The 19,881-nt window shown below is 68.8% G+C and carries 15 protein-coding genes; 8 read left to right on the top strand and 7 right to left on the bottom strand.

The genetic code is table 11. From position 1 onward, the window contains the following. Positions 1-9 precede the first annotated feature (9 nt). Both DFR39_RS02730 and DFR39_RS02725 read right to left on the bottom strand, forming a co-directional pair. The gene (locus DFR39_RS02730; RefSeq protein WP_246030652.1) at positions 10-660 is read right to left on the bottom strand and encodes a response regulator transcription factor; all 651 of its coding nucleotides are present in this window, start codon (positions 658-660) and stop codon (positions 10-12) included. Continuing rightward, positions 614-2,770, bottom strand: a complete 2,157-nt coding sequence (locus DFR39_RS02725; protein WP_133601988.1) for a PAS domain-containing sensor histidine kinase — start codon at positions 2,768-2,770, stop codon at positions 614-616. The genes DFR39_RS02730 and DFR39_RS02725 overlap by 47 nt, the downstream gene beginning before the upstream one ends. A 149-nt stretch (positions 2,771-2,919) precedes the next feature. Between DFR39_RS02725 and DFR39_RS02720 the strand changes: the two genes are divergently transcribed. The 4 genes from DFR39_RS02720 (at position 2,920) to DFR39_RS02705 (ending at position 8,042) form a co-directional block, all read left to right on the top strand. Further along, positions 2,920-5,217, top strand: a complete 2,298-nt coding sequence (locus DFR39_RS02720; protein ID WP_133601987.1) for an NADP-dependent malic enzyme — start codon at positions 2,920-2,922, stop codon at positions 5,215-5,217. A 379-nt stretch (positions 5,218-5,596) separates the two neighbouring features. Beyond that, entirely contained in the window at positions 5,597-5,992 is a 396-nt protein-coding gene (locus tag DFR39_RS02715; RefSeq protein WP_133602394.1) for a guanyl-specific ribonuclease, read from the top strand. Positions 5,993-6,049: 57 nt separating this feature from the next. Beyond that, on the top strand, positions 6,050-6,445 hold the full coding sequence (locus DFR39_RS02710) for a barstar family protein (protein ID WP_133601986.1): 396 nt from the start codon (positions 6,050-6,052) through the stop codon (positions 6,443-6,445). A 304-nt stretch (positions 6,446-6,749) separates the two neighbouring features. Then, positions 6,750-8,042: a solute carrier family 23 protein gene (locus DFR39_RS02705; protein WP_133601985.1), complete on the top strand. Its 1,293-nt coding sequence runs from the start codon at positions 6,750-6,752 to the stop codon at positions 8,040-8,042. An 18-nt stretch (positions 8,043-8,060) separates the two neighbouring features. Here the strand turns inward: DFR39_RS02705 and rsmA are convergent, their stop codons facing one another. Genes rsmA through DFR39_RS02690 form a run of 3 tightly spaced genes read right to left on the bottom strand, consistent with a single transcriptional unit; the run spans position 8,061 to position 12,589 of the window. Further along, the gene (gene rsmA, locus DFR39_RS02700) at positions 8,061-8,834 is read right to left on the bottom strand and encodes a 16S rRNA (adenine(1518)-N(6)/adenine(1519)-N(6))-dimethyltransferase RsmA (protein ID WP_133601984.1); all 774 of its coding nucleotides are present in this window, start codon (positions 8,832-8,834) and stop codon (positions 8,061-8,063) included. 10 nt (positions 8,835-8,844) lie between these two features. Then, complete coding sequence (locus tag DFR39_RS02695; RefSeq protein ID WP_133601983.1) at positions 8,845-10,161, bottom strand: peptidylprolyl isomerase; 1,317 nt, start codon at positions 10,159-10,161, stop codon at positions 8,845-8,847. Then, positions 10,154-12,589, bottom strand: a complete 2,436-nt coding sequence (locus DFR39_RS02690; RefSeq protein WP_133601982.1) for an LPS-assembly protein LptD — start codon at positions 12,587-12,589, stop codon at positions 10,154-10,156. Before DFR39_RS02690 ends, DFR39_RS02695 begins: the two co-directional genes overlap by 8 nt. 123 nt (positions 12,590-12,712) lie before the next feature. Between DFR39_RS02690 and DFR39_RS02685 the strand changes: the two genes are divergently transcribed. After that, positions 12,713-13,774: an aminoglycoside phosphotransferase family protein gene (locus DFR39_RS02685; protein WP_133601981.1), complete on the top strand. Its 1,062-nt coding sequence runs from the start codon at positions 12,713-12,715 to the stop codon at positions 13,772-13,774. Here DFR39_RS02685 and DFR39_RS02680 read toward each other — a convergent pair. Beyond that, the gene (locus tag DFR39_RS02680) at positions 13,761-14,792 is read right to left on the bottom strand and encodes a LysR family transcriptional regulator (protein ID WP_133601980.1); all 1,032 of its coding nucleotides are present in this window, start codon (positions 14,790-14,792) and stop codon (positions 13,761-13,763) included. The genes DFR39_RS02685 and DFR39_RS02680 overlap by 14 nt on opposite strands. Positions 14,793-14,903: 111 nt before the next feature. On the opposite strand from DFR39_RS02680, the gene DFR39_RS02675 reads away from it, so the two are divergent. Genes DFR39_RS02675 through DFR39_RS02665 form a run of 3 tightly spaced genes read left to right on the top strand, consistent with a single transcriptional unit; the run spans position 14,904 to position 18,082 of the window. After that, positions 14,904-16,214: a UDP-N-acetylglucosamine 1-carboxyvinyltransferase gene (locus DFR39_RS02675; protein ID WP_133601979.1), complete on the top strand. Its 1,311-nt coding sequence runs from the start codon at positions 14,904-14,906 to the stop codon at positions 16,212-16,214. Between the two features lie 20 nt (positions 16,215-16,234). Beyond that, entirely contained in the window at positions 16,235-17,137 is a 903-nt protein-coding gene (locus tag DFR39_RS02670) for a TIGR02285 family protein (protein ID WP_133601978.1), read from the top strand. A 9-nt stretch (positions 17,138-17,146) separates the two neighbouring features. Then, positions 17,147-18,082 (top strand): pseudouridine synthase, encoded by a 936-nt coding sequence (locus DFR39_RS02665; protein WP_133601977.1) that lies wholly within the window; start codon positions 17,147-17,149, stop codon positions 18,080-18,082. 21 nt (positions 18,083-18,103) lie between these two features. Here DFR39_RS02665 and soxB read toward each other — a convergent pair whose 3' ends face one another. After that, positions 18,104-19,837 carry a thiosulfohydrolase SoxB gene (gene soxB / locus DFR39_RS02660; RefSeq protein WP_133601976.1) on the bottom strand — a complete coding sequence of 578 codons (1,734 nt, stop codon included), beginning with the start codon at positions 19,835-19,837 and terminating at the stop codon, positions 18,104-18,106. Positions 19,838-19,881 lie beyond the last annotated feature (44 nt).

Raw genomic sequence — 19,881 nt, 5'->3', positions numbered from 1 at the left:
GGCCGGCGCTCAGCCCGGCTGGCGCAGCAGATTGGACAGCTCCACCGCGGACTTGACGTTCATCTTCTCGAACACCCGCGCGCGGTGGACCTCGACGGTGCGCACGCTGATGTGCAGCTGGTCGGCGATCAGCTTGTTGGGCAGACCCTGGATGACCAGGTTCATGACCTCGCGCTCGCGTTCGGTGAGATCGCCCATGCGCGAGGCCAGCTGACCGCGCGAGACACGCGCGGCAATGGCCTCGGCACTCCGGGCCAGGGCCTGCTCCACGCGGTCGACCAGGGCGTTGTCGGAGAAGGGCTTCTCCACGAAGTCGAAGGCGCCGCGCTTGACCGCGGCCACGGCCGTGGGCACATCGCCATGGCCGGTCAGGAAGATCACGGGCAGCGAGGCGGCGAGGCCGCGCTCGATCAGGCGCTCGAACAGGGCCAGACCGCTCATGCCGGGCATGCGCACATCCAGCAGCAGGCAGCTGGGTGCATCGGGCCAGCCCTCGCCCTGACCGGGGCGGGCATCCAGCATGGCCTCGAAGGCCTCGGCGCTGGGAAAGCCCTCGGAGAGCAGGCGGCGCGAGCGCAGCAGCCAGGCCAGGGCGTCGCGCACCACCTCCTCGTCATCGACGAGGTACACCATCGGCAGCTTGACCGTTGTCTGTTGCATGCGGGTCTGTCTCCTGCGGGATCGGGTCGGGCGCACGGCCGGTGGCGGCACCACCGGCGGGATTATCGGCGGGCAGGGTGAAGCGGAATTCGGTGCCCCGGCCCTCGGCCACGGGGCTGCTGAAGTCCATGGCCCCGCCATGCTGCTCCACCACCGTGCGGCACAGGCTCAGGCCCAGGCCCATGCCCTCGCTGCGGGTGGTGAAGAAGGGGGTGAAGAGCTGCTTGGCCACGCCGGGGGCGATGCCGGGGCCGCGGTCGATGATGGCAAAGCTGACCCAGCGCGGGCCGGCACGGCGCACGCGCAAGACCAGCACGCGCTCGGCCAGGGGCGTGGCGGGGTCCATGGCCTGGATGCCGTTGCGCGTGAGGTTGAGCAGCACCTGCTCGACCATGGTGCGGTCGCAGCGCAGGCGCGGCGGCGGCTGCTCGATGTCCAGGTCGATGCGCGCCCCGCTCTTGCGGGCCTGCAGGCGCACCAGGGGCAGCACGGCCTCCAGCACCTGATCAGCACCGACGGCCTCGCGCGCCTGCTCGCGGCGGCGCACGAAGTCATGCACGCTCTTGATCACGCGGCCGGCCCGCTCGGCCTGCTCGGCGATGCGGGTGACGGCCTGGCGCACCATGGCCGGGGTCTGCGGGTCCTCGGCCTCGCGGGTCATCAGGTTCAGCGAGGCGGTGGCGTAGCTGGCAATCGCGGCCAGGGGCTGGTTGAGCTCGTGGCTGAGCAGGGAGGCCATCTCGCCCACGGTGGCCAGACGGGCCGTGGCCTGCAGGCGCTCCTGCTGCTGGCGCGAGAGCTCCTCCATCTTGCGCTGGCCGCTCACATCCAGCACCGCGCTCATCCAGCCGGTCTGCTGGCCCTGGGCGCTGACCAGGGGCGCCTCGTAGATCATCACCGGGAAGCGCTCGCCGCTGCGGCGCATGAACACCGTCTCGAAGCCCTGGCGCTCCTGGCCGGCCTCCCAGCGCTCGACCCGGCTGCCGTGGCGGCGCCAGTACTCGTCCACGTGCTCGGGCGGCCAGTAGGGCGGAGCCTGGGGCGGCGCACCGCGGCCCAGCAGCTCCTCGCGCTCAAAGCCCACCAGCTTGCAGAAGGCCGGGTTCACATAGGTGATGCGGCCCTCCATATCGCGGGCGCGCAGGCCCGTGATCAGGGAGTTCTCCATGGCCTGGCGAAAGCTCAGCGATTCGGCCAGCGCATGCTCGGCAAAGGCGCGGCGGCGTCCGTCGCGCGCCAGCAGCAACACAACGGCGAACAGGGCCAGCGACAGGCCCATGACCAGGGCCGTGGCCAGATTGGGAATCAGCTTGGGCTGGCCGCTGGCGCTGTCCACGCGCAGCTGCAGGGCCTGGCCCGGCAGATCCACCACGCGCTCGGCGATGTAGACGCCGGCCCCGCGGCTCAGGCCCACGCGCGCCAGGCGGGTGCCGTCGCCCTCCACAAAGGAGATCTCGTAGCCGCGCAGCAGCTCGGGGGGCACCGAAGACTCCAGCAGCTGGCGCAGGCCCACGGTTGCCACCAGAAAGTGCTGCAGCTCACCGGCACGCAGCTGGGGCAGACACAGGTCCAGCACCTCCTGGCCATCGCCGCCGGGCAGGGGCACGAAGTAGCTGCGCGAGTAGATCTGCGAGCCGTGACGCAGGGCGGCCGTGCAGGCCAGATCGGTCTCCAGCTGCAGCTGCTCGCGCGGGATCTGGACGAAGAGGGGCGCGGAATAGGGCGAGTTGGCACTGTCCTGGATCTCGCGCTGCGCATCGCGCAGCTCCAGCCGCAGCAGCGGGCGGGTGCGGCGCAGCAGCTCGGAGGCGTCATCGCGCCAGCGCGGGTCCTGCTGGCTTTGCCAGAGCAGGGACTGCAGGCCTTGCAGATCTCGCCCCGCCAGCTGCTTGGCCCGCACCGCGACCTCGGCCGCCGCCAGTTCCACCTGCTCCTGGGCCTTGGAGGCCTCGTAGCTCAAGGTCAGCAGCACCAGCAGGGTCTGGGCCACCAGCAGCAGGGCCACCAGGGCGCCCCACAGCAGGGCACGGCGCCAGCGCCGCCAGCCGGTGGCGGCGACGGGCGGTGCGGGCGGGGGCGCGGCGGGCGCCGGGTGTTGCGGTACATCCATGCAGGGCGCAGTATCCTGTGGGCTCATGCCGAGCAGATGCGCAGTTTCGCGTATCCGAGGCTGCGATTCCCGCGCCACACTGCAGGCTTTCGCACGGCTCCCTACAATCCCTGACCCGCTTTCGCGGTGCTCAGACATCGAATACGCCTATGCCCACGTCCGAAGAAAAACGCGCCCAGCTGCGCCAAGCTGCGCTGGAGTACCACGAGTTCCCGACCCCGGGCAAGGTGGCGATTGCGCCGACCAAGCAGCTGGTGAACCAGCGCGATCTGGCCCTGGCCTATTCGCCCGGCGTGGCGGCGGCCTGCGAGGAGATCGTGGCCGATCCGGCCAATGCCTTCCGCTACACCTCGCGCGGCAATCTGGTGGCCGTGATCACCAACGGCACCGCCGTGCTGGGCCTGGGCGATATCGGCCCGCTGGCCTCCAAGCCGGTGATGGAAGGCAAGGGCGTGCTGTTCAAGAAGTTCGCCGGCATCGATGTCTTTGACCTCGAGATCGACGAGAAGCACGATCTGGACAAGCTGGTCGATGTGATCGCGGCGCTGGAGCCCACCTTCGGCGGCATCAATCTTGAAGACATCAAGGCCCCGGACTGCTTCTACGTGGAGCGCGAGCTGCGCAAGCGCATGAAGATCCCGGTCTTCCACGATGACCAGCATGGCACCGCCATCGTGGTGGGTGCGGCCCTGCTCAACGGCCTCAAGGTGCAGGGCAAGGACATCAAGTCGGTCAAGCTGGTGACCTCGGGCGCGGGCGCTGCCGCCCTGGCCTGCCTGAACCTGCTGCTCAAGCTGGGCCTGCCGCGCGAGAACATCTGGGTGACGGACCTGGCCGGCGTGGTCTACGAGGGCCGCACCGAGCTGATGGATGCCGACAAGGCCCAGTTCATGCAGAAGACCGAGGCCCGCAGCCTGCGCGAGGTGATCGCGGGCGCGGACGTGTTCCTGGGCCTGTCGGCCGGTGGCGTGCTCAAGGCCGATATGGTGGCCAGCATGGCCGCCAAGCCGCTGATCTTCGCCCTGGCCAACCCCACGCCCGAGATCCTGCCCGAGGAAGTCAAGGCGGTGCGCGACGACGCCATCATGGCCACCGGTCGCACCGACTACCCCAACCAGGTCAACAACGTCCTGTGCTTCCCCTACATCTTCCGCGGCGCCCTGGACTGCGGCGCCACGACCATCAATGACGAGATGGAGATCGCGGCGGTGCACGCCATCGCCGAGCTGGCCCAGGCCGAGCAGAGCGAGGTGGTGGCCGCGGCCTATGCCGGCGCCAACCTGAGCTTCGGCCCCGAATACCTGATTCCCAAGCCCTTCGATCCGCGGCTGATGATGAAGATCGCCCCGGCCGTGGCCCAGGCGGCCGAGGCCTCGGGCGTGGCCAGCCGCCCGATCCAGGACAAGGAAGCCTATCTGGAGAAGCTGCAGAGCTTCGTCTACGCCTCGGGCACGACCATGAAGCCCATCTTCAACCTCGCCAAGCGCGCGCAGCACAAGCGTGTGGCCTATGCCGAGGGTGAAGAGGAGCGCGTGCTGCGCGCGGTGCAGGTGGTGGTGGACGAGGGCCTGGCCCGACCCACCCTGATCGGCCGCCCGGCCGTGATCGCCCAGCGCTGCGAGCGCTTCGGTCTGCGCCTGCAGGAGGGCCGCGACTACGACGTGGTCAACACCGAGTACGACGAGCGCTACCGCGACTACTGGCAGACCTACCACCAGATGGCCGAGCGCAAGGGCGTGACCCAGCAGCTGGCCAAGATCGAGATGCGCCGCCGCCTGACCCTGATCGGCTGCATGATGCTGCACAAGGGCGAGGTGGACGGCATGCTCTGCGGCACCTGGAGCACGCCCTCCATGCACCTGCAGTACATCGACCAGGTCATCGGCAAGCGCGCCGGCGTCAAGAACTTCGCCTGCATGAACGGCCTGCTGCTGCCGGGCCGCCAGGTCTTCCTGGTCGACACCCACGTCAACTACGACCCCACGGCCGAGCAGATCGCCGAGATCACCGTGATGGCGGCCGAGGAGCTGATGCGCTTCGGCATCCGCCCCAAGGCGGCCCTGCTCTCGCACAGCAATTTCGGCTCCAGCAACTGCCCCTCGGCCCTGAAGATGCGCGAGGCCCTGGGCCTGATCCAGGCCCAGGCACCCTGGCTGGAAGTGGACGGCGAGATGCATGGCGACACCGCCCTGGACGCCAACTACCGCGCCCAGCTGATGCCGCGCTCCACCCTCAGCGGCGAGGCCAATCTGCTGGTGCTGCCGAACATCGACGCCGCCAATATCAGCTACAACCTGCTGAAGACGGCGGCCGGCGGCGGCATCGCCATCGGCCCGGTGCTGCTGGGCGCGGCCAAGCCCGTGCATGTGCTGACGCCCTCGGCCACCGTGCGCCGCATCGTCAATATGACGGCCCTCACCGTGGCGGACGCCAACGCCGCACGCTGATCGGACCGCGGGGCCCCGGCCCCGCCTCGGTGCATCGCCCCGGAGTGCCGCTGGCCTGAAGCGGCACGCCGGGGCGCACTTTTTTGCGCCCTCGCCGGACCCCGCGCGGCCCGTCGCTGCCGCAAATTTGCGCACCACAGCGGTGCATACCCCCCGGGCCAAGCGCCGGCCTTTACAAAAGTTTGTAAGAGCTCACCAGAGAGTTTGATGGCGCCATGGCGCAGTGAATTCGCCGTCTAAGTCGAGTGTGTGCGCACGCTAACAAAACCCTTTATGACGCTCTAGGGGCCGGTCCCGGCTTGAGCTTTTCGGGCTCATTCGGTACCATCTTGCTTTCAAAGTTCAGGGTAAACCCGTGTTTTTGCTCGATCGGTCACCGATGTGGCCATCTTGGCGCAGGCTAGGACTGGCCGCCACCTTGGTGGCGACACTGGTCTCCGGCGCCCCGGTACAGGCCAAGCCGCCGACCGATGCGACGCAGGACACGGTGGCTTTGGCAGATCTGCCTCGCGAAGCCCGACACACGCACCGTTTGATTCTGGCCGGGGGTCCTTTCCCCTACGAGAAAGACGGCAGCGTGTTCGGCAACCGCGAACGCTTGCTGCCCGCCAAGGCCAGGGGTTACTACCGCGAATATACCGTCAAGACGCCCGGCTCCCGTGATCGGGGCGCGCGTCGACTGGTCTGCGGCGGCACACCTCCCACCACACCCGACGCTTGCTATTACACCGACGATCACTACAACAGTTTCAGGCGTGTGATTCCCACACCCTGAAGCCAGCGCAGTGAGCGGCGGCCAGAGTTCTTGTGACTATCTAGGAGGATCGCGACCATGCTTTTGCAGAACGTCCGTCCCAATATCGTGCAGGCCATACGGGCCTACCGCGTGGAGGACTTGATGCGCGCCGCCCAGGAGGCTGGCCATCACTTCCTCTACGCCAATCTGAGCGAGGCTCAGTCGAAGCAGGATGTGCTGGAGCTCATCGCCCAGTCCTTCCTCTTCCCCGCACATTTCGGCAAGAACCTGGACGCCCTGCATGACTGCATGACCGATCTGGTCCACAAGTCCGGCGCGCAGCCGGGCTTTGTGGTGGTGCTGGAGCAGCTGCCCGACAACATCCGCTTTGACCGCGAGGCCCGCGAGCAGCTGCTCGATGTGTTCCGCGACACGGCCGATTACTGGGCCGACCGCAAGGTCCAGTTCCGGTGTTTCTATTCTTTTCAGTAGCCCGCTCCCAAGAAAACGGGTCATGGGAGCGGGCTGCTGAGGTGGCCCCGGTTGCTGAAAAGCCCGCTGCAAAGAGCAGCAAGACAGCGGCGAACGCCAACTTCGGCATGAATATGCCGATGATGAGCAGCGCCTTTGATACCTCCATGTGGCTCAGCGCCGCATGAGCGAGCGGGGCCTACGCCCCGCTGTGCGCACAAGCACAAGGCCTCCGCAGCGCGGAGGCCTTTTTCTTTGGTAATCCCGGGTGGCGAGCCTGAGCGCCACTCCTACACTGCCCCACGTCACAACAAGAGCAAAACCCATGAGCAACAACGCCCTGTTCCGCTGGCGCGAAGTCAGCCCCGCCGCCGACGCCGTCGTCGCCCCCGATGAGCGCCTGCCCTGGCCCCAGACCCTGGCCATGGGCGTGCAGCATGTGATCGCCATGTTCGGCGCCACCGTGCTGGCCCCCATCCTGATGGGCTTCAACCCCAATGTCGCCATCCTGATGAGCGGCATCGGCACCCTGATCTTCTTCCTGCTGGTGGGCGGGCGCGTGCCCAGCTATCTGGGCTCCAGCTTCGCCTTCATCGGTGTGGTGATCGCGGCCACGGGCTATGCAGGATCGGGCGCCAACGCCAATCTGGGCCTGGCCCTGGGCGGCATCATCGCCTGCGGCCTGCTCTACACCTTGATCGGCTTCGTGGTCATGGCCACCGGCACCCGCTGGATCGAGTCCCTGATGCCGCCGGTGGTGACGGGTGCCGTGGTCGCCGTCATCGGCCTGAACCTGGCCGGCATTCCCATCAAGAACATGGCGCCCACGCCTTTTGACGCCTGGATGCAGGGCCTGACCTTCATCAGTGTGGCGGCCGTGGCGGTGTTCACCCGCGGCATGGTGCAGCGCCTCTTGATCCTGGTCGGCCTGATCCTTGCCGCCCTGATCTATGCGCTGCTGACCAATGGCCTGGGCCTGGGCAAGCCCATCGACCTCAGCGGCGTGGCCAACGCCGCCTGGTTCGGCATGCCCAGCTTCACCGCCCCGGTCTTCGACGGCAATGCCATCCTGCTGATCGCCCCGGTGGCCCTGATCCTGGTGGCCGAGAACCTGGGCCATGTGAAGGCGGTCGGCGCGATGACGGGCCGCAATATGGACCCGCTGATCGGCCGCGCCTTCGTGGGTGATGGCATTGCCACCATGGTCTCGGGCTCGGCCGGCGGCACCGGCGTGACCACCTATGCCGAGAACATCGGCGTGATGGCCGCCACCAAGATCTACTCCACCGCGGTCTTCGTGGTGGCGGCCCTGATTGCCGTGCTGCTGGGCTTCAGCCCCAAGTTCGGCGCCCTGATCCAGGCCATTCCGCTGGCCGTGATGGGCGGTGTGTCCATCGTCGTCTTCGGCCTGATCGCCGTGGCCGGCGCCAAGATCTGGGTGGACAACAAGGTGGACTTCTCCGACAACCGCAATCTGATCGTTGCGGCCATCACCCTGGTGCTGGGCACGGGCGACTACACCCTGAAGTTCGGCGGCTTCACCCTGGGTGGCATCGGAACCGCCACCTTCGGCGCGCTGATCCTGTGGGCCCTGCTGGGCCGGGGCCGACGCGCTTAAGTCGGAGTTCGGCGCCGCTCAGGCGCCGACGGCCTGCGCCAGCGCCACGTACTCGGCCACCGGCACCTCCTCGGCGCGGCGTTGCAGGTCGAAGTGGCCGCCGTAGCCACGGCCTTCGAGCCAGCGGCCCAGGCTGTGACGCAGCAGCTTGCGGCGCTGCGAGAAGGCGCTGGCCACCAGTTCTTCGAGCAGGGCCGGATCCAGTGTGGCGGGCTGCTCATAGGGCAGCATGCGCACAATGGCCGAGTCCACCCGCGGTGGCGGATCGAAGGCCTCGGGCGGGACATCCATGATGGACTCCACCTGATAGCGCCACTGCAGCATCACCGACAGGCGCCCGTAGTCCTTGCCGCCGGGGCCGGCGGCCATGCGGTCCACCACTTCCTTCTGCAGCATGAAGTGCTGGTCGACCACACGGTCGACGAAGCTCAGCAGATGGAACAGGATGGGCGTCGAGATGTTGTAGGGTAGGTTGCCCACCACGCGCAGCCGGCGCCCGCGGGCATCGGCCAGCGCACCGAAGTCCACCTTCAGCACGTCCGACTCGACCACCTCGATATGCTCGCGCTTCCTCATGCGCGCAGCCAGGTCGCGGTCCAGCTCGACCACCGTCAGCGGCCGGCTGCTGGCAGGCATGCGCTCCAGCAGGGGCAGGGTCAGCGCACCGAGCCCGGGGCCGATCTCGACCAGGGCATCGCCCTCGGCCGGGGCAATGGCATCGACGATGCCATCAATGATGACGCGGTCAGTCAGGAAATGCTGACCAAAGCGCTTGCGCGGGATATGGGCCATCAAGTGCTTCTTACTGCCACTCGCGCAGCTCGACGAAGGCCCGGGCGCGCAGGTCGCGCACCCATTCCTTGTAGGCGTCTTCGTACTTCTGCTCGCGCAGGGCATTGCGGGCCTGCTCGCGCAGCTGCTTGGGGTCCACCTCGACTTCGCGGCGCTCCTCCACCTTGATCAGGTGCAGGCCGAAGCGCGAGACCACGGGATCGGACAGCCCACCCACGGGCAGGGCGTTCATGGCCTCCTCGAACTCGGGCACAAAGGCGCCCGGCACGACCCAGCCCAGATCACCGCCCTGGGGCGCACTGCCGTCCTCGGAGTTGTCGCGGGCCACGGCCTCGAAGCTGACACGACCGGCCTCGATGGCACGCTTGAATTCCTGCAGGCGACGCGCGGCCAGCTCGGCCGGCAGCTGGGGCGAGGGGCGCAGCAGCACATGGCGGGCGCGGGTCTGGGTCACCAAATTGCCGCCCTCGCTACCGTCGCGGCGTTGCACCAGCTTGAGCACATGGAAGCCGGCGCCCGAGCGCAGCAGCTGGGGCGCCAGCTCACCGCTCTTGAGGTCACGCACAAAGTCCACAAAGGCATCGGGCAGTCGGTCGGCCTGGCGCAGACCGATCTCGCCACCGCGGGCCTTGTTGCCGTCTTCCGAAACCTCGCGAGCCACGGCAGCGAAGTCCTCACCGGCCTTCACGCGCTGCAAGGCCGCCTCGGCCTTGGCGCGGCGCTCGGCCACCACGCTCTCGGCCGCGCCCTCGGGCACGGTCACCAGGATCTGGGCCAGATTGAGCTGCAGGCCACCGGCGCGCTGCTTGCGCTGCTCGGCCAGGAACTGGTCGATCTCGCCATCGGTGACGCGGATGCGCCCCTGCACCTCGCGCTCGCGCACCCGCTCGGTCATCATCTGGTCGCGCAGGTTCTCGCGGAAGCGCTTGTAGTCGATGCCCTCTTCCTTGAGCCGTGCACGCAGCTGTTCCATGCTCAGGCGGTTCTGGGTGGCCACATTCGCCACCACGCGATCCAGTTCGGGCTCGTCGACCCGGTTGCCGTTCTCACGCGCATGGGTGACGATGACGCGATCCTCGATCAGGGCCTCCAGAGCCTGCTTGCGCAGGGCCTCCGGGTCCGCCGTCTCGCCGCGCTGACGGGCTTCCGCGCGCAGACGCTCGTAGCGCTGGTTGACCTCGCTGGCCGCCACCACGTCCTGGTTGACCACCGCGGCGATATGGTCGCCCGGCTTCAGGGAGCTGGCGCCGCTTTGCGCCACGGCGACGCCGCAGGCCAGAGCCAGGCTCAAGGCGCCGGCCAGGGTTCGAATGGACAGATCAGTCATAGGATCGATTGGACGAGCGGGGATCGCTCAGCTGGCGGTAACCGGGAATATTGTCTCTCAGGACCCCCAGGGCATTGGAGCCCAGGCGGGACAGTCCCACGAACTCCAGCTGCAGCAGCAGCCGGGTATTGGTTTCGGCGCGGCCGGTGGACAGGCGCTCGGCGCCCATGCGCAGGATCCAGCAGCCGGCGTCGTATTCCACGCCCACCACCGAATCGGTCAGGCGGCGGTCCTTGAGGCTGTACTGCAGGCGGCCCGCGCTGTACCAGGCGCCGCCGCCCTTGCAGCCCACACCGCCCGAAGCCGCGTCATTGAGGCTGCGCGTCTGCTCGCGCGCGGCCGCGGCACCGAACAGCGGCCACTGCCAGCCCAGCTCCAGCTGCTCACTCTGATCCCGCACCAGGCGGTAGGCGGCGCTCAGGGTGCGGTAGGCACCGGGTGAGTAGCGTGCGCGCAGGCTGGTGCGCACATTGCGACCGCTGTCGGGGTTGTATTGCAGGGCGCCATCCAGCCACCACCGTTGACTCAGGTGTGCGGAGCCCAGCAGCAGCAGATCGGAGAACTTCTGCGTGCTCGGCAGCCCATCGGGCGTGAGCTGCTGGTCACGGAAGCGATAGCGCTGCACCAGACCCAGGCGCAGCAGCTCCTCGCCGCGCTCGGACTCCAACCAACGCGTGGTCACGCCTGCGGTCAGCTGGTGGGCATCCGAGACCCGGTCCACGCCCGAGAACTGGTTCTCGGTGTAGATGGAGTCGAAGTTGAAGTCCTTGGGCGCGGCATCGAAATTGGGCAGTCGGCTCTGGTCTCGATAGGCCGTGTTCACATAGAGCAGACGCGGCTCCAGGGTCTGCTGCAGCTCGCGCCCGAAGAAGCGGGTCTGGCGCTCCAGGATCCAGCCATGGTCCACACTGAAGCCCGGCACCGTGCGGCCGGCGCTGCGGCGGCCATCGGCCAGGGGGCGGTCCAAGGCATAGCTGGCGGCGTTGACCGAGAGCTTGGGGATCAGCCACCAGGCCGCCCCCCCCATGGGCAGGCTGACATGGCCCAGGGCATGCACCCGCTCACCCGTCATCAGCTGGCTGGACAGGGCCTCACGGGGCAGGTCGAAGCGGTTGTACTCCAGCTCCAGGCTGCCCTCGAGACGGGCCTGCCGCCCCCAGGGAATGAAGCCAGCCAGCACACCCTCGTCCGCCGCCGTGGACAGGCGCATGCCGATCTGAGGGCTGCGCTGATAGGGCGACTCAAAGCGCGCCGCCGGATCGGTCCCCTGCAGCAGCTGCCACTGCTGCACCCGGGCATAGCTGCTGGCCTCGCCCCAGGCAAAGCTGCGGCTGCGGCTCAGCTGCAGATCGCTGGCCAGCAGGCGCTGGGTGGGGCTGCTGATGCGCTTGGGCAGGTCCTTCCAGTAGTCGTCGTCCGACACCCGCTCGGCCTGCAGCCGATACAGCCAGCCCGGCCCCAACTCCCCCGCATTGGCCAGATTCAGGGCCCAGCGCTTGCGCTCGGCCACCCGGTCCCAGGGCAGCCAGGCCAGATTGAGCTGACCCTTGTGATGAGGCTCCAGATAGCGGAATTCGCTGTCCAGGCCCACGCCGCGGCGGGTCATCACGAAGGGCGTGAGGGTGGCATCGCGCTGCGGCGCGATATTCCAGTAATAGGGCAGTCCCAGCTCAAAGCCGCTGCGCTTGTCCAGGCCCACATCGGGCGGCAACCAGCCCGACTTGCGTTCCGAGCCCAGGGGAAAGCTCAGGGCCGGCGCAGCCAGTATGGGCAGGCCCTGGAAACGCAGCACCGCCCCCGTGGCCAGTCCCTCGTTGGCCTCGAAGTCCATGCGCAAGGTCCGGGCGCTTAGCTCCCAAGCCGGCGTCTGTCCCGGCTCGACAGCGGGGCAGCTGCTGTAGGTGGCGGCCTCGGCGCGCAGGCGCTGAGGCCCCAGGAAATGCAGGCTGCGCGCCTGCCCGCCCCCCCCGGTCTGGGAAAAGAAATAGCTGGGCTGGGCAAACTCGCCCTCGAAGCGGTCCACAAAGAGCTGGACGCTGGGCCCGCGCACCACGGAACCGTTGCGGCTGAGCTCCACACCGCCTTCGGCCCGCGCCAAATCGGTGGGCATCTGATAGCTCAAGGTATCGGCACGCAGCAGCAGATCGCCGTAGCGCAGCTCCACCGCGCCCTCCGCCTGGGCCTGCTGATCCACCTGAGCCTGCAAGGCGCGCGCACTCAGCACCAGGGCCGGCTTGCTCTGCTGCCCGGGCGCACCCGGCGGCGTCAGCAGGCGCACCGGACGCAGGCGCAGCGGCTCATCGGCCGCCTGCAGCTCCACGGGCTGCGGCTCGGCCGCGGCCTGGGCCCAGGATGCGCCCGCCAGGCCCAGGGCCAATAGCAGCGGATGCAGGGAAAACTTGGCGGGGGGCGTCAGGGGGCGCAGCACGGCGGCGACGAACGACTTCTTCGAACGTGGAGGGTGGGAATCCGCGGCCGCTTGCCGACGGTTTGTAGAATTCATTATCCATGAGGGCCCCGACCTGGCGCGCCCCGTTCTCGCCCCGCCCGCATGAATCCCATCGACTGGCCCGAACCGGCCCGCCAAACAATACTTCTCGACTGGTTGAACGCCCTGGCCGAAGCCCAGGGCCTGCGGCCCGAGACCCTGCGACTCGCCCACGCCGACGCCAGCACCCGTCGCTATCTGCGTGTCGACCGCCAGGGCGGTGGCAGCCGCATCGTGATGGACGCCCCGCCCCAGCACGGTTCCATGCGCGCCTTTGTGGAAGTGGGTGCCCAGCTGGCCGCCTGCGGCCTGCATGTGCCCGAGGTGCTGGACTTTGCCGAGGACCGCGGCCTGCTCCTGCTCTCCGACCTGGGCGAGCAGCCCTATCTGCAGGCACTGCAGCAGGCCTCGGCCGGCGAGGCCGACCGCCTGATGCGCGACGCCATCGGCGCCCTGATCCGCTGGCAGCGCGGCGGCGACGCCAGCCGCCTGCCCGTCTATGACGAGGCCTTCATCCGCCGCGAGCTGCAGATCTTCGTGGACTGGTGCGTGGGCCGCGAGTTCGGCCGCCAGTGGAACGAGACCCAGCAGGCCTGGTGGGAGAAGACCTGCGCCGCCCTGGTGCGCTCCATGCTGGCCCAGCCGCAAGTGCCCATGCACCGGGACTTCATGGTGCGCAATCTGATGGTCTGCCCGGCCGAGGCCGGCAATCCCGGCATCCTGGACTTCCAGGACGCGGTGCGCGGCCCCATCGCCTACGACATGGCCTCCCTGCTGCGCGACGCCTTCATCTCCTGGGACGAGGAGCGCGAGCTGGACTGGGCCATCCGCTACTGGGAGCAGGCGCGCAAGGCCGGCCTGCTGGCGGACCACGAGTTTGGCGAGGACTTCGGCGCCTTCTGGCGCGCCCTGGAATGGGCCGGCCTGCAGCGCCACCTCAAGATACTGGGCATCTTCTGCCGCCTCAAGCACCGCGACGGCAAGCCCGCCTATGCCGAAGACCTGCCGCGCCTGTTCGCCTACGCGATCAAGGTCTCCACCCGCTATATCGAGCTCTCGCCCCTGACCCGGCTGCTGGAAGATCTGCAGGGCCATCTGACGCAGACCGGCTTCAGTCTGCGCTAAGCGGCTCGACCAGGGCCTGGGCAGGCGCGGCGGCTTGCGGCGCCGCCGCGCCACAGACCTCCACGCGGGTTTCACAGCCGGCCGCGGCCAGCCAGGGATCGCGGTCCTCGCCGCCAAAGACCTCGAGCAGAAAGTCCAGAAAGGCCCGGGTGCGGGCCGGCATGTGCTTGCGCGAGGGCATGGCGGCCCAGATGTCCACGCTGAAGAGCCGCCACTCGGGCAGCACCCGCTCCAGGGCATGCTCCATCAGCGCGTCCTCGATCAGGAAGGAGGGCAGGCCCGCCACGCCCAGGCCGTGCAGGGCGGCGGCGTAATTAGTGTCCAGATGGCTGGTGGCCAGCACCGGCTTGCGTGGCACCAAGGTATGGGTCTCGCCGGGGGGCTCATCATCGCCCCAGGCCCCGCGCTGGAACACGATGCCGCGCTGCAGCTCGGAGCGCGGGGGCAAGAGGGTGTCGTGCTCGCGCAGCTCGTCCGGATGTCCGGGACGGCCGCGCCGGTTCAGATACTCGGGCGAGGCACACAGAATGACCTCGGTACGCGCCAGGCGCCGCGCCACGAAATCCCCGTCCAGGGGATGGCGGGTGTGCAGGATGGTGATGTCGAAAGACTCGTCCACGGCCTCCACCCCGCCGGGCGAGCTCAGTTCCACCGTCACCTGGGGAAACTGCTTGTGAAAGCGCGGCAGGTGCTTGGCCAGCTGGTGCACGGCAATGGCCGGCGGCACCAGCACCCGCAGATGGCCGCGCGGCTCGGTGCTGGCACTGGTGGCCAGGGCCGTGGCCTCGTCCACCTCCGACAGGATGCGCCGGGCCCGCTCCAGATAGGCCTCGCCGATATCGGTCAGGGCCAGGCGCCGTGTGGTGCGGTTGATCAGCCGGGCCCCCAGATGGTCCTCCAGCTCGGCCACCAAGCGGGTCACCACCGCCGGCGCCAGATCCAGGGCCCGTGCCGCGGAGGCAAAACTGCCCTCGTCGATCACGCGCACGAAAACTCGCAGAGCCCTGAGCTGATCCATGCCTAGCCACTCCTGAAATGCGCTGCAAGTCTAGTTGAGCCGCTGGGGTGGCCGGCCAAGGTCGATAATTGCGGCCCAGCCTCCCGCATTTCCCTCGGCAATCCGCGCAGCATGTCCAATCTGATCGTCCACGGCGGCAACCCCCTCAAGGGCCGCATCATTCCCTCGGCCAACAAGAATGCCGTCCTGCCCATACTCTGCGCCACCCTGCTGAGCGCTGAGCCCATCCGCCTGCGCGGCGTGCCCGAGATCACCGATGTGAAGAAGATCCTGGAGGTCTTCCGCAAGCTGGGCAGCTCGGTGCAGATGGACTTCAAGACCGGCATCCTGGACATCCACCACCGCGACACGCATTTCGACCCCGCCGTGGACCGCCTGCCCGAGGAAATGCGCAGCTCCATCATGCTGGTGCCGGGCCTGATGGCGCGCTTCGGCGCCGCGCGGGTGGAGGACGACGTCAAGGGCTGCACCCTGGGCGCGCGCGAGATCGATCCCCATGTGGAGGTCTTCGAGCGCTTTGGCGCCCGCGTCGAGCGCCTGGCCGACGGCCTGTCCCTGCATGTGGCCGGCAAGCTGCGCGCCAACGACCACTGGACCGACTACGCCTCGGTCACCACCACCGAGAACTTCGTGCTCTGTGCGGCCCTGGCCGACGGCAGCTCCACCCTGATGAATGCCGCCAGCGAGCCGCATGTGCAGGAGTTCTGCCAGTTCATGCAGATGCTGGGCGCCAAGCTGGAGGGCCTGGGCACCTCGCGCCTGAGCATCCATGGCGTGGAGCGCCTGGGCGGCGGCGACTTCACGTTTGCCGAAGACTTCCACGAGATCGTCACCTTCCTGGCCCTGGGCGGCATCACTGGTGGCGATGTGCAGGTAAAGAACTCGCACCCCGAGCAGTTCCCCCTGATCGACCGCACCTTCGCCAAGTTCGGCGTGCAGATCACGCATGAGGACGGCTGGTCGCGCGCCAGCATCGTGGCACCGGACGGCCGGCTCAAGGTCAAGGAACCCTTCACCCGCAACATCCTGCAGAAGGTGGAGGCCGCGCCCTGGCCCTATCTGCCGGTGGACCTGCTGCCCATCTTCGTGGCCCTGGGCGTCAAGGCCGAGGGCAGCATGATGTTCTGGAACAAGGTCTATGACGGCGCCATGGGCTGGACCTCGGAGCTCTCCAAGTTCGGTGCCCATGCCTTCCTGTCCGACCCGCACCGCATGGTGACCTTCGGCGGCAAGCCGCTCTCGCCCGCCGAGGTGGAAAGCCCCTACATCATCCGCGTGGCCATCGCCCTGCTGATGGTGGCGGCCAGCATCCCCGGCCGCTCGGTGATCCGCAACGCAGCGCCCATCCGCCGTGCCCACCCGCACTTCGCCGAGAACATCGGCAAGCTGGGCGTGCGCGTCGAGTGGGTCGAGGGCGACTGAGCCTGTCGCCAGCGCGCGCCATGCCGCTTCGCCGTCTCGCCGCCGGGCTGGCCCTGCTGGCCACGGCCACCCTGGCCATGGCCCAGGACCCGCCGCGCCTGCGCTGGCTGGTCCAGGACGTGCCGCCCTACTTCAGCTACCTGGGCAGCCGTGCGCCCAGCCGTCCGGAGGAGCTGGGCCAGGGCGAGGTGGACGGCTTCTTGCGCCTGCTGATCCAGCGCCTGCCGGACTACCGCCACGAGTTCGTGGAGGCCAGCACGCCCCGCTATGAGAGCTGGTCGCGGCAGGGCGAGACCCTGTGCAGCGTGCTCCATGTGCGCCGGCCCGAGCGTCTGGACTGGCTGCACTTCACGCCCCTGCATCCGGCCTTGCAGGCGCGGCAGATCCACATCATCGTGCGCAAGGAGGCGCTGCCACGCTTCGAGCAGGATGGACAGGCCCTGCAGCTCGCCGAGCTCCTGCAGCGGCGCGACCTGGTGGGCCTGCTGCCGCGCGACCGCAGCTTCGGCCCCCGCATCGACAGCCTGCTGGCCGAGCAGGGTCCTCGGGGTCCGCACACCATCGCCGTGACCCGCAACACCCAGCTGCTGGCCATGTTGCGCGCCAAACGCATGGACTACACGCTGGAGTACCCCAGTGTGGTCCAGGAATTTCTGCGCCAGCAGGGCGGACCGGCCGATCTGGTCCGCCTGCCCCTGGCCGAAGGCCGCAGCACCCAGCTGGCCACCGCCTCCTGCAGCCGCACGCCCGAGGGCCGGCAGCTGATCGAGGCCATAGACCTGGCCATGCGCCAGCTGGCCCAGGATCCGCAGCGTGAGCGCCTCCTGCGCAGCTGGCGCGGCAGCGCCATGGACGAGGCCGAGCAGCAGAAGCTGCTGCGCTATCTGGACGAGCGCGCCCGCGGCGGCCCGCAGATCGAGTAGGCACGCGCCATGGCTCGCCCGCCCAAGCTGGCCCTGCCTCTGCGCGAGGGTGTGGCCGCCAGCGCCCTGGCCTGTCCGCCCGGCCCCTGGCCGCGCCTGCTGGACTTTCTGGCCGAGCGCCTGCCCCTGGTGAGCCGCAGCGACTGGGCCGCGCGCCTGGCCGCGGGCGAGCTGCTGGACGAAGGGGGCCAGGCCTTGCCAGCCGACCCGCCCTACCGCGCCGGCTGCCGCATTTACTACTACCGCCAGCTGGCCCAGGAGCCCGAGATCCCCTTCGCCGAGCAGATCCTGTTCCAGGACCCGCATCTGCTGGTGGCGGACAAGCCGCATTTCCTGCCCGTCACGCCCAAGGGACGCTATGTGCAGCAGACCCTGCTGACGCGGCTGCGCCGTCGCACCGGTCTGGCCACACTCACGCCCATCCACCGCCTGGACCGCGAGACCGCGGGCCTGTGCCTATTCGCCATCCGGCCCCAGGACCGCGATGCCTACCAGGGCCTGTTCCGCAAGCGCGCGGTCGAGAAGGTGTACGAGGCCATCGCGCCCGCGCCCGAGCGTTCAGGGCAAGACCTGGCCCTGCCCCTGCGCTACCGCAGCCGCCTGCAGGAGCGCGCCGAGGCCTTTATGCAGATGCAAGAGGTGGCGGGCGAGCCCAATGCCGAGACGCTGATCAGCCTGCTGCAGTGCCTCCCCGGCGGCCTGGCACGCTACGAGCTGCGCCCCAGCACCGGCCAGAAGCACCAGCTGCGCGCCCAGATGAGCGCCCTGGGCCTGCCCCTGCTGGGCGACCGCATCTATCCCCTGCTGCAGCCCGACGAGGCGCAGCCCAGCTTCGAGCGCCCGCTGCAGCTGCTGGCGCGCGAGATCGCCTTCACGGACCCGCTGACGGGCCAGGCGCGGCGCTTTCACAGCGCGCTGCGCCTGCCCTCCTGCACCCTGCCCTGATCAGGCCGGGCGACGGCGGTATCAAGCCATGCCGGGATTGCCGGCCGCGCCCACCAGGGTGGGGCTGTTGAGCCGGCGTGGGGCCACGCGCCCGCCGGGGCTGGCCTTGAGCCAGCCCTCCACCAGCTCCCACACCGGCTTGCTGCCGGCCTGGGCGGCCTCTTCCGACACCGGGGCCCAGCCCGCCACCTTGTAGCGCTTGCCGGCCTCGATGAGCCGGCCGTTCAGGCGCATCTCGTCGATGCGCGCGCCCATGCCGGCCGTGGGCGTGCAGCGATAGCTCAGGCCGCCCACCCGCACCATGTCCCCGCCCTGCTGGTAATAGGGGTCGGGGTTGAAGAGGTTGTCCGCCACGTCCTCCAGCACGGTCTTGATCATCTCGCCGCTCATCTCGGTGAGCGTGGTGTGCGGATAGGTGATGGCGGTCTGGTCCATCAGGAATTCGCGCGTGATGGTCTGGCCCGGCAGCAGGGTCGTGCCCCAGCGAAAGCCCGGCGAGAAGGCTACTTCAGCCCCCTGCGCCTGCATCAGCGCGTCGCAGAGGAGCTGGTCCCAGCTGCCATTGAAATTGCCGCGGCGGTAGAGCAGACCTTCGGTGACGGCCAGGGGTTCGGCCAGCCTGGCCGCATAGGGCGCGCGCAGCTTCGTGATCAGGGCCTGCATCTGGGCGTCGGCCGGCAGCAGATTGGCGAACACCGGCAGCAGGCGGTAGTGGAACTCGGCCGCGCGGCCGTTCCTCACCTGCACATCCAGCACGCCCAGGAACTTGCCATTGCTGCCCGCATTGGTCACCAGGGTCTGGCCGCCGCGGTTCTTGACCGCCACCGGCAGCGGCACGCCGTCATGGGTGTGGCCGCCCAGGATGACGTCCAGGCCCGAGACTCTGGCGGCCAGCTTCAGGTCCACATCCATGCCGTTGTGGCTGAGCAGCACCACCAGTTGCGCCCCCTTGGCCCGCACCGCGTCGATCTGCTGCTGCAGCTCCTGCTCGCGGATGCCGAAGCTCCAGTCCGGCACCAGATAGCGCGGGTTGGCGATGGGCGTGTAGGGAAAGGCCTGGCCGATGATGGCCACCGGCACGCCGTTGATTTCCCTCAGCGTGTAGGGCGCGAACACATCGTCGCCAAAGTCATGGGTCTTGACGTTGTGGGCCACGAAGTCCAGCCGGCCCTTGAAGTCCTTGTCCAGGATCTCCTGCACGCGCTGCTGGCCGTAGGTGAACTCCCAGTGCCCGGTCATCACGTCCACGCCCAGCAGCTTGCAGGCCTCGACCATGTCCTGGGCCTGGGTCCACAAGGAAGTGGCCGAGCCCTGCCAGGTGTCGCCGCCGTCCAGCAGCAGGGCGCCGGTCCGGCTGGCCTTCAGGCGCTTGACCAGGGTGGCCAGATGGGCGAAACCGCCAACCTTGCCGTAGCGGCGCGCGGCGCGCTCGAAGTCCAGATAGCTGAAGGCATGGGCCTCGGCCGTGCCGGGGCGTATGCCCGCCGCCTTGAGCAGCTGCTCGCCCACCAGATGGGGCAGCTGGCCCAGTTGGGAGCCGAAGCCCAGATTCACGCTGGGCTCGCGGAAATGGATGGGCAGCAGCTGCGCATGGCAGTCGGTCATGTGCAGCAGCGACACCGCACCCGGACCCTTGAAGGGCGGTGGCAGCTCATAGGGAGAGGCCGCCGCCGCGTGGGCCTGGCGGCCGAGGCCGAAACCCGCCACCGAGGCGGCGCCCAGCAGCTGGACGAATTCGCGTTTGCTGAGGTTCATGAGGGCAAGGCTCCGCCGGCCCCGCGGGGCCGATCAAGACAGGG

This window comes from Roseateles asaccharophilus (assembly GCF_004362405.1).
In the GTDB taxonomy this organism is placed as follows: domain Bacteria; phylum Pseudomonadota; class Gammaproteobacteria; order Burkholderiales; family Burkholderiaceae_C; genus Kinneretia; species Kinneretia asaccharophila.
This window is presented reverse-complemented; position numbering and strand designations above follow the sequence as displayed.

Coding starts and splice junctions, on each gene's coding strand:
- DFR39_RS02715 (WP_133602394.1), top strand. CDS start 5,597: ATGTGGCCATCTTGGCGCAGGCTAGGACTGGCCGCCACCTTGGTGGCG.
- DFR39_RS02730 (WP_246030652.1), bottom strand. CDS start 660: ATGCAACAGACAACGGTCAAGCTGCCGATGGTGTACCTCGTCGATGAC.
- DFR39_RS02705 (WP_133601985.1), top strand. CDS start 6,750: ATGAGCAACAACGCCCTGTTCCGCTGGCGCGAAGTCAGCCCCGCCGCC.
- DFR39_RS02695 (WP_133601983.1), bottom strand. CDS start 10,161: ATGACTGATCTGTCCATTCGAACCCTGGCCGGCGCCTTGAGCCTGGCT.
- DFR39_RS02675 (WP_133601979.1), top strand. CDS start 14,904: ATGTCCAATCTGATCGTCCACGGCGGCAACCCCCTCAAGGGCCGCATC.
- DFR39_RS02680 (WP_133601980.1), bottom strand. CDS start 14,792: ATGGATCAGCTCAGGGCTCTGCGAGTTTTCGTGCGCGTGATCGACGAG.
- soxB (WP_133601976.1), bottom strand. CDS start 19,837: ATGAACCTCAGCAAACGCGAATTCGTCCAGCTGCTGGGCGCCGCCTCG.
- DFR39_RS02720 (WP_133601987.1), top strand. CDS start 2,920: ATGCCCACGTCCGAAGAAAAACGCGCCCAGCTGCGCCAAGCTGCGCTG.
- DFR39_RS02670 (WP_133601978.1), top strand. CDS start 16,235: ATGCCGCTTCGCCGTCTCGCCGCCGGGCTGGCCCTGCTGGCCACGGCC.
- rsmA (WP_133601984.1), bottom strand. CDS start 8,834: ATGGCCCATATCCCGCGCAAGCGCTTTGGTCAGCATTTCCTGACTGAC.
- DFR39_RS02725 (WP_133601988.1), bottom strand. CDS start 2,770: ATGGATGTACCGCAACACCCGGCGCCCGCCGCGCCCCCGCCCGCACCG.
- DFR39_RS02665 (WP_133601977.1), top strand. CDS start 17,147: ATGGCTCGCCCGCCCAAGCTGGCCCTGCCTCTGCGCGAGGGTGTGGCC.
- DFR39_RS02710 (WP_133601986.1), top strand. CDS start 6,050: ATGCTTTTGCAGAACGTCCGTCCCAATATCGTGCAGGCCATACGGGCC.
- DFR39_RS02685 (WP_133601981.1), top strand. CDS start 12,713: ATGAATCCCATCGACTGGCCCGAACCGGCCCGCCAAACAATACTTCTC.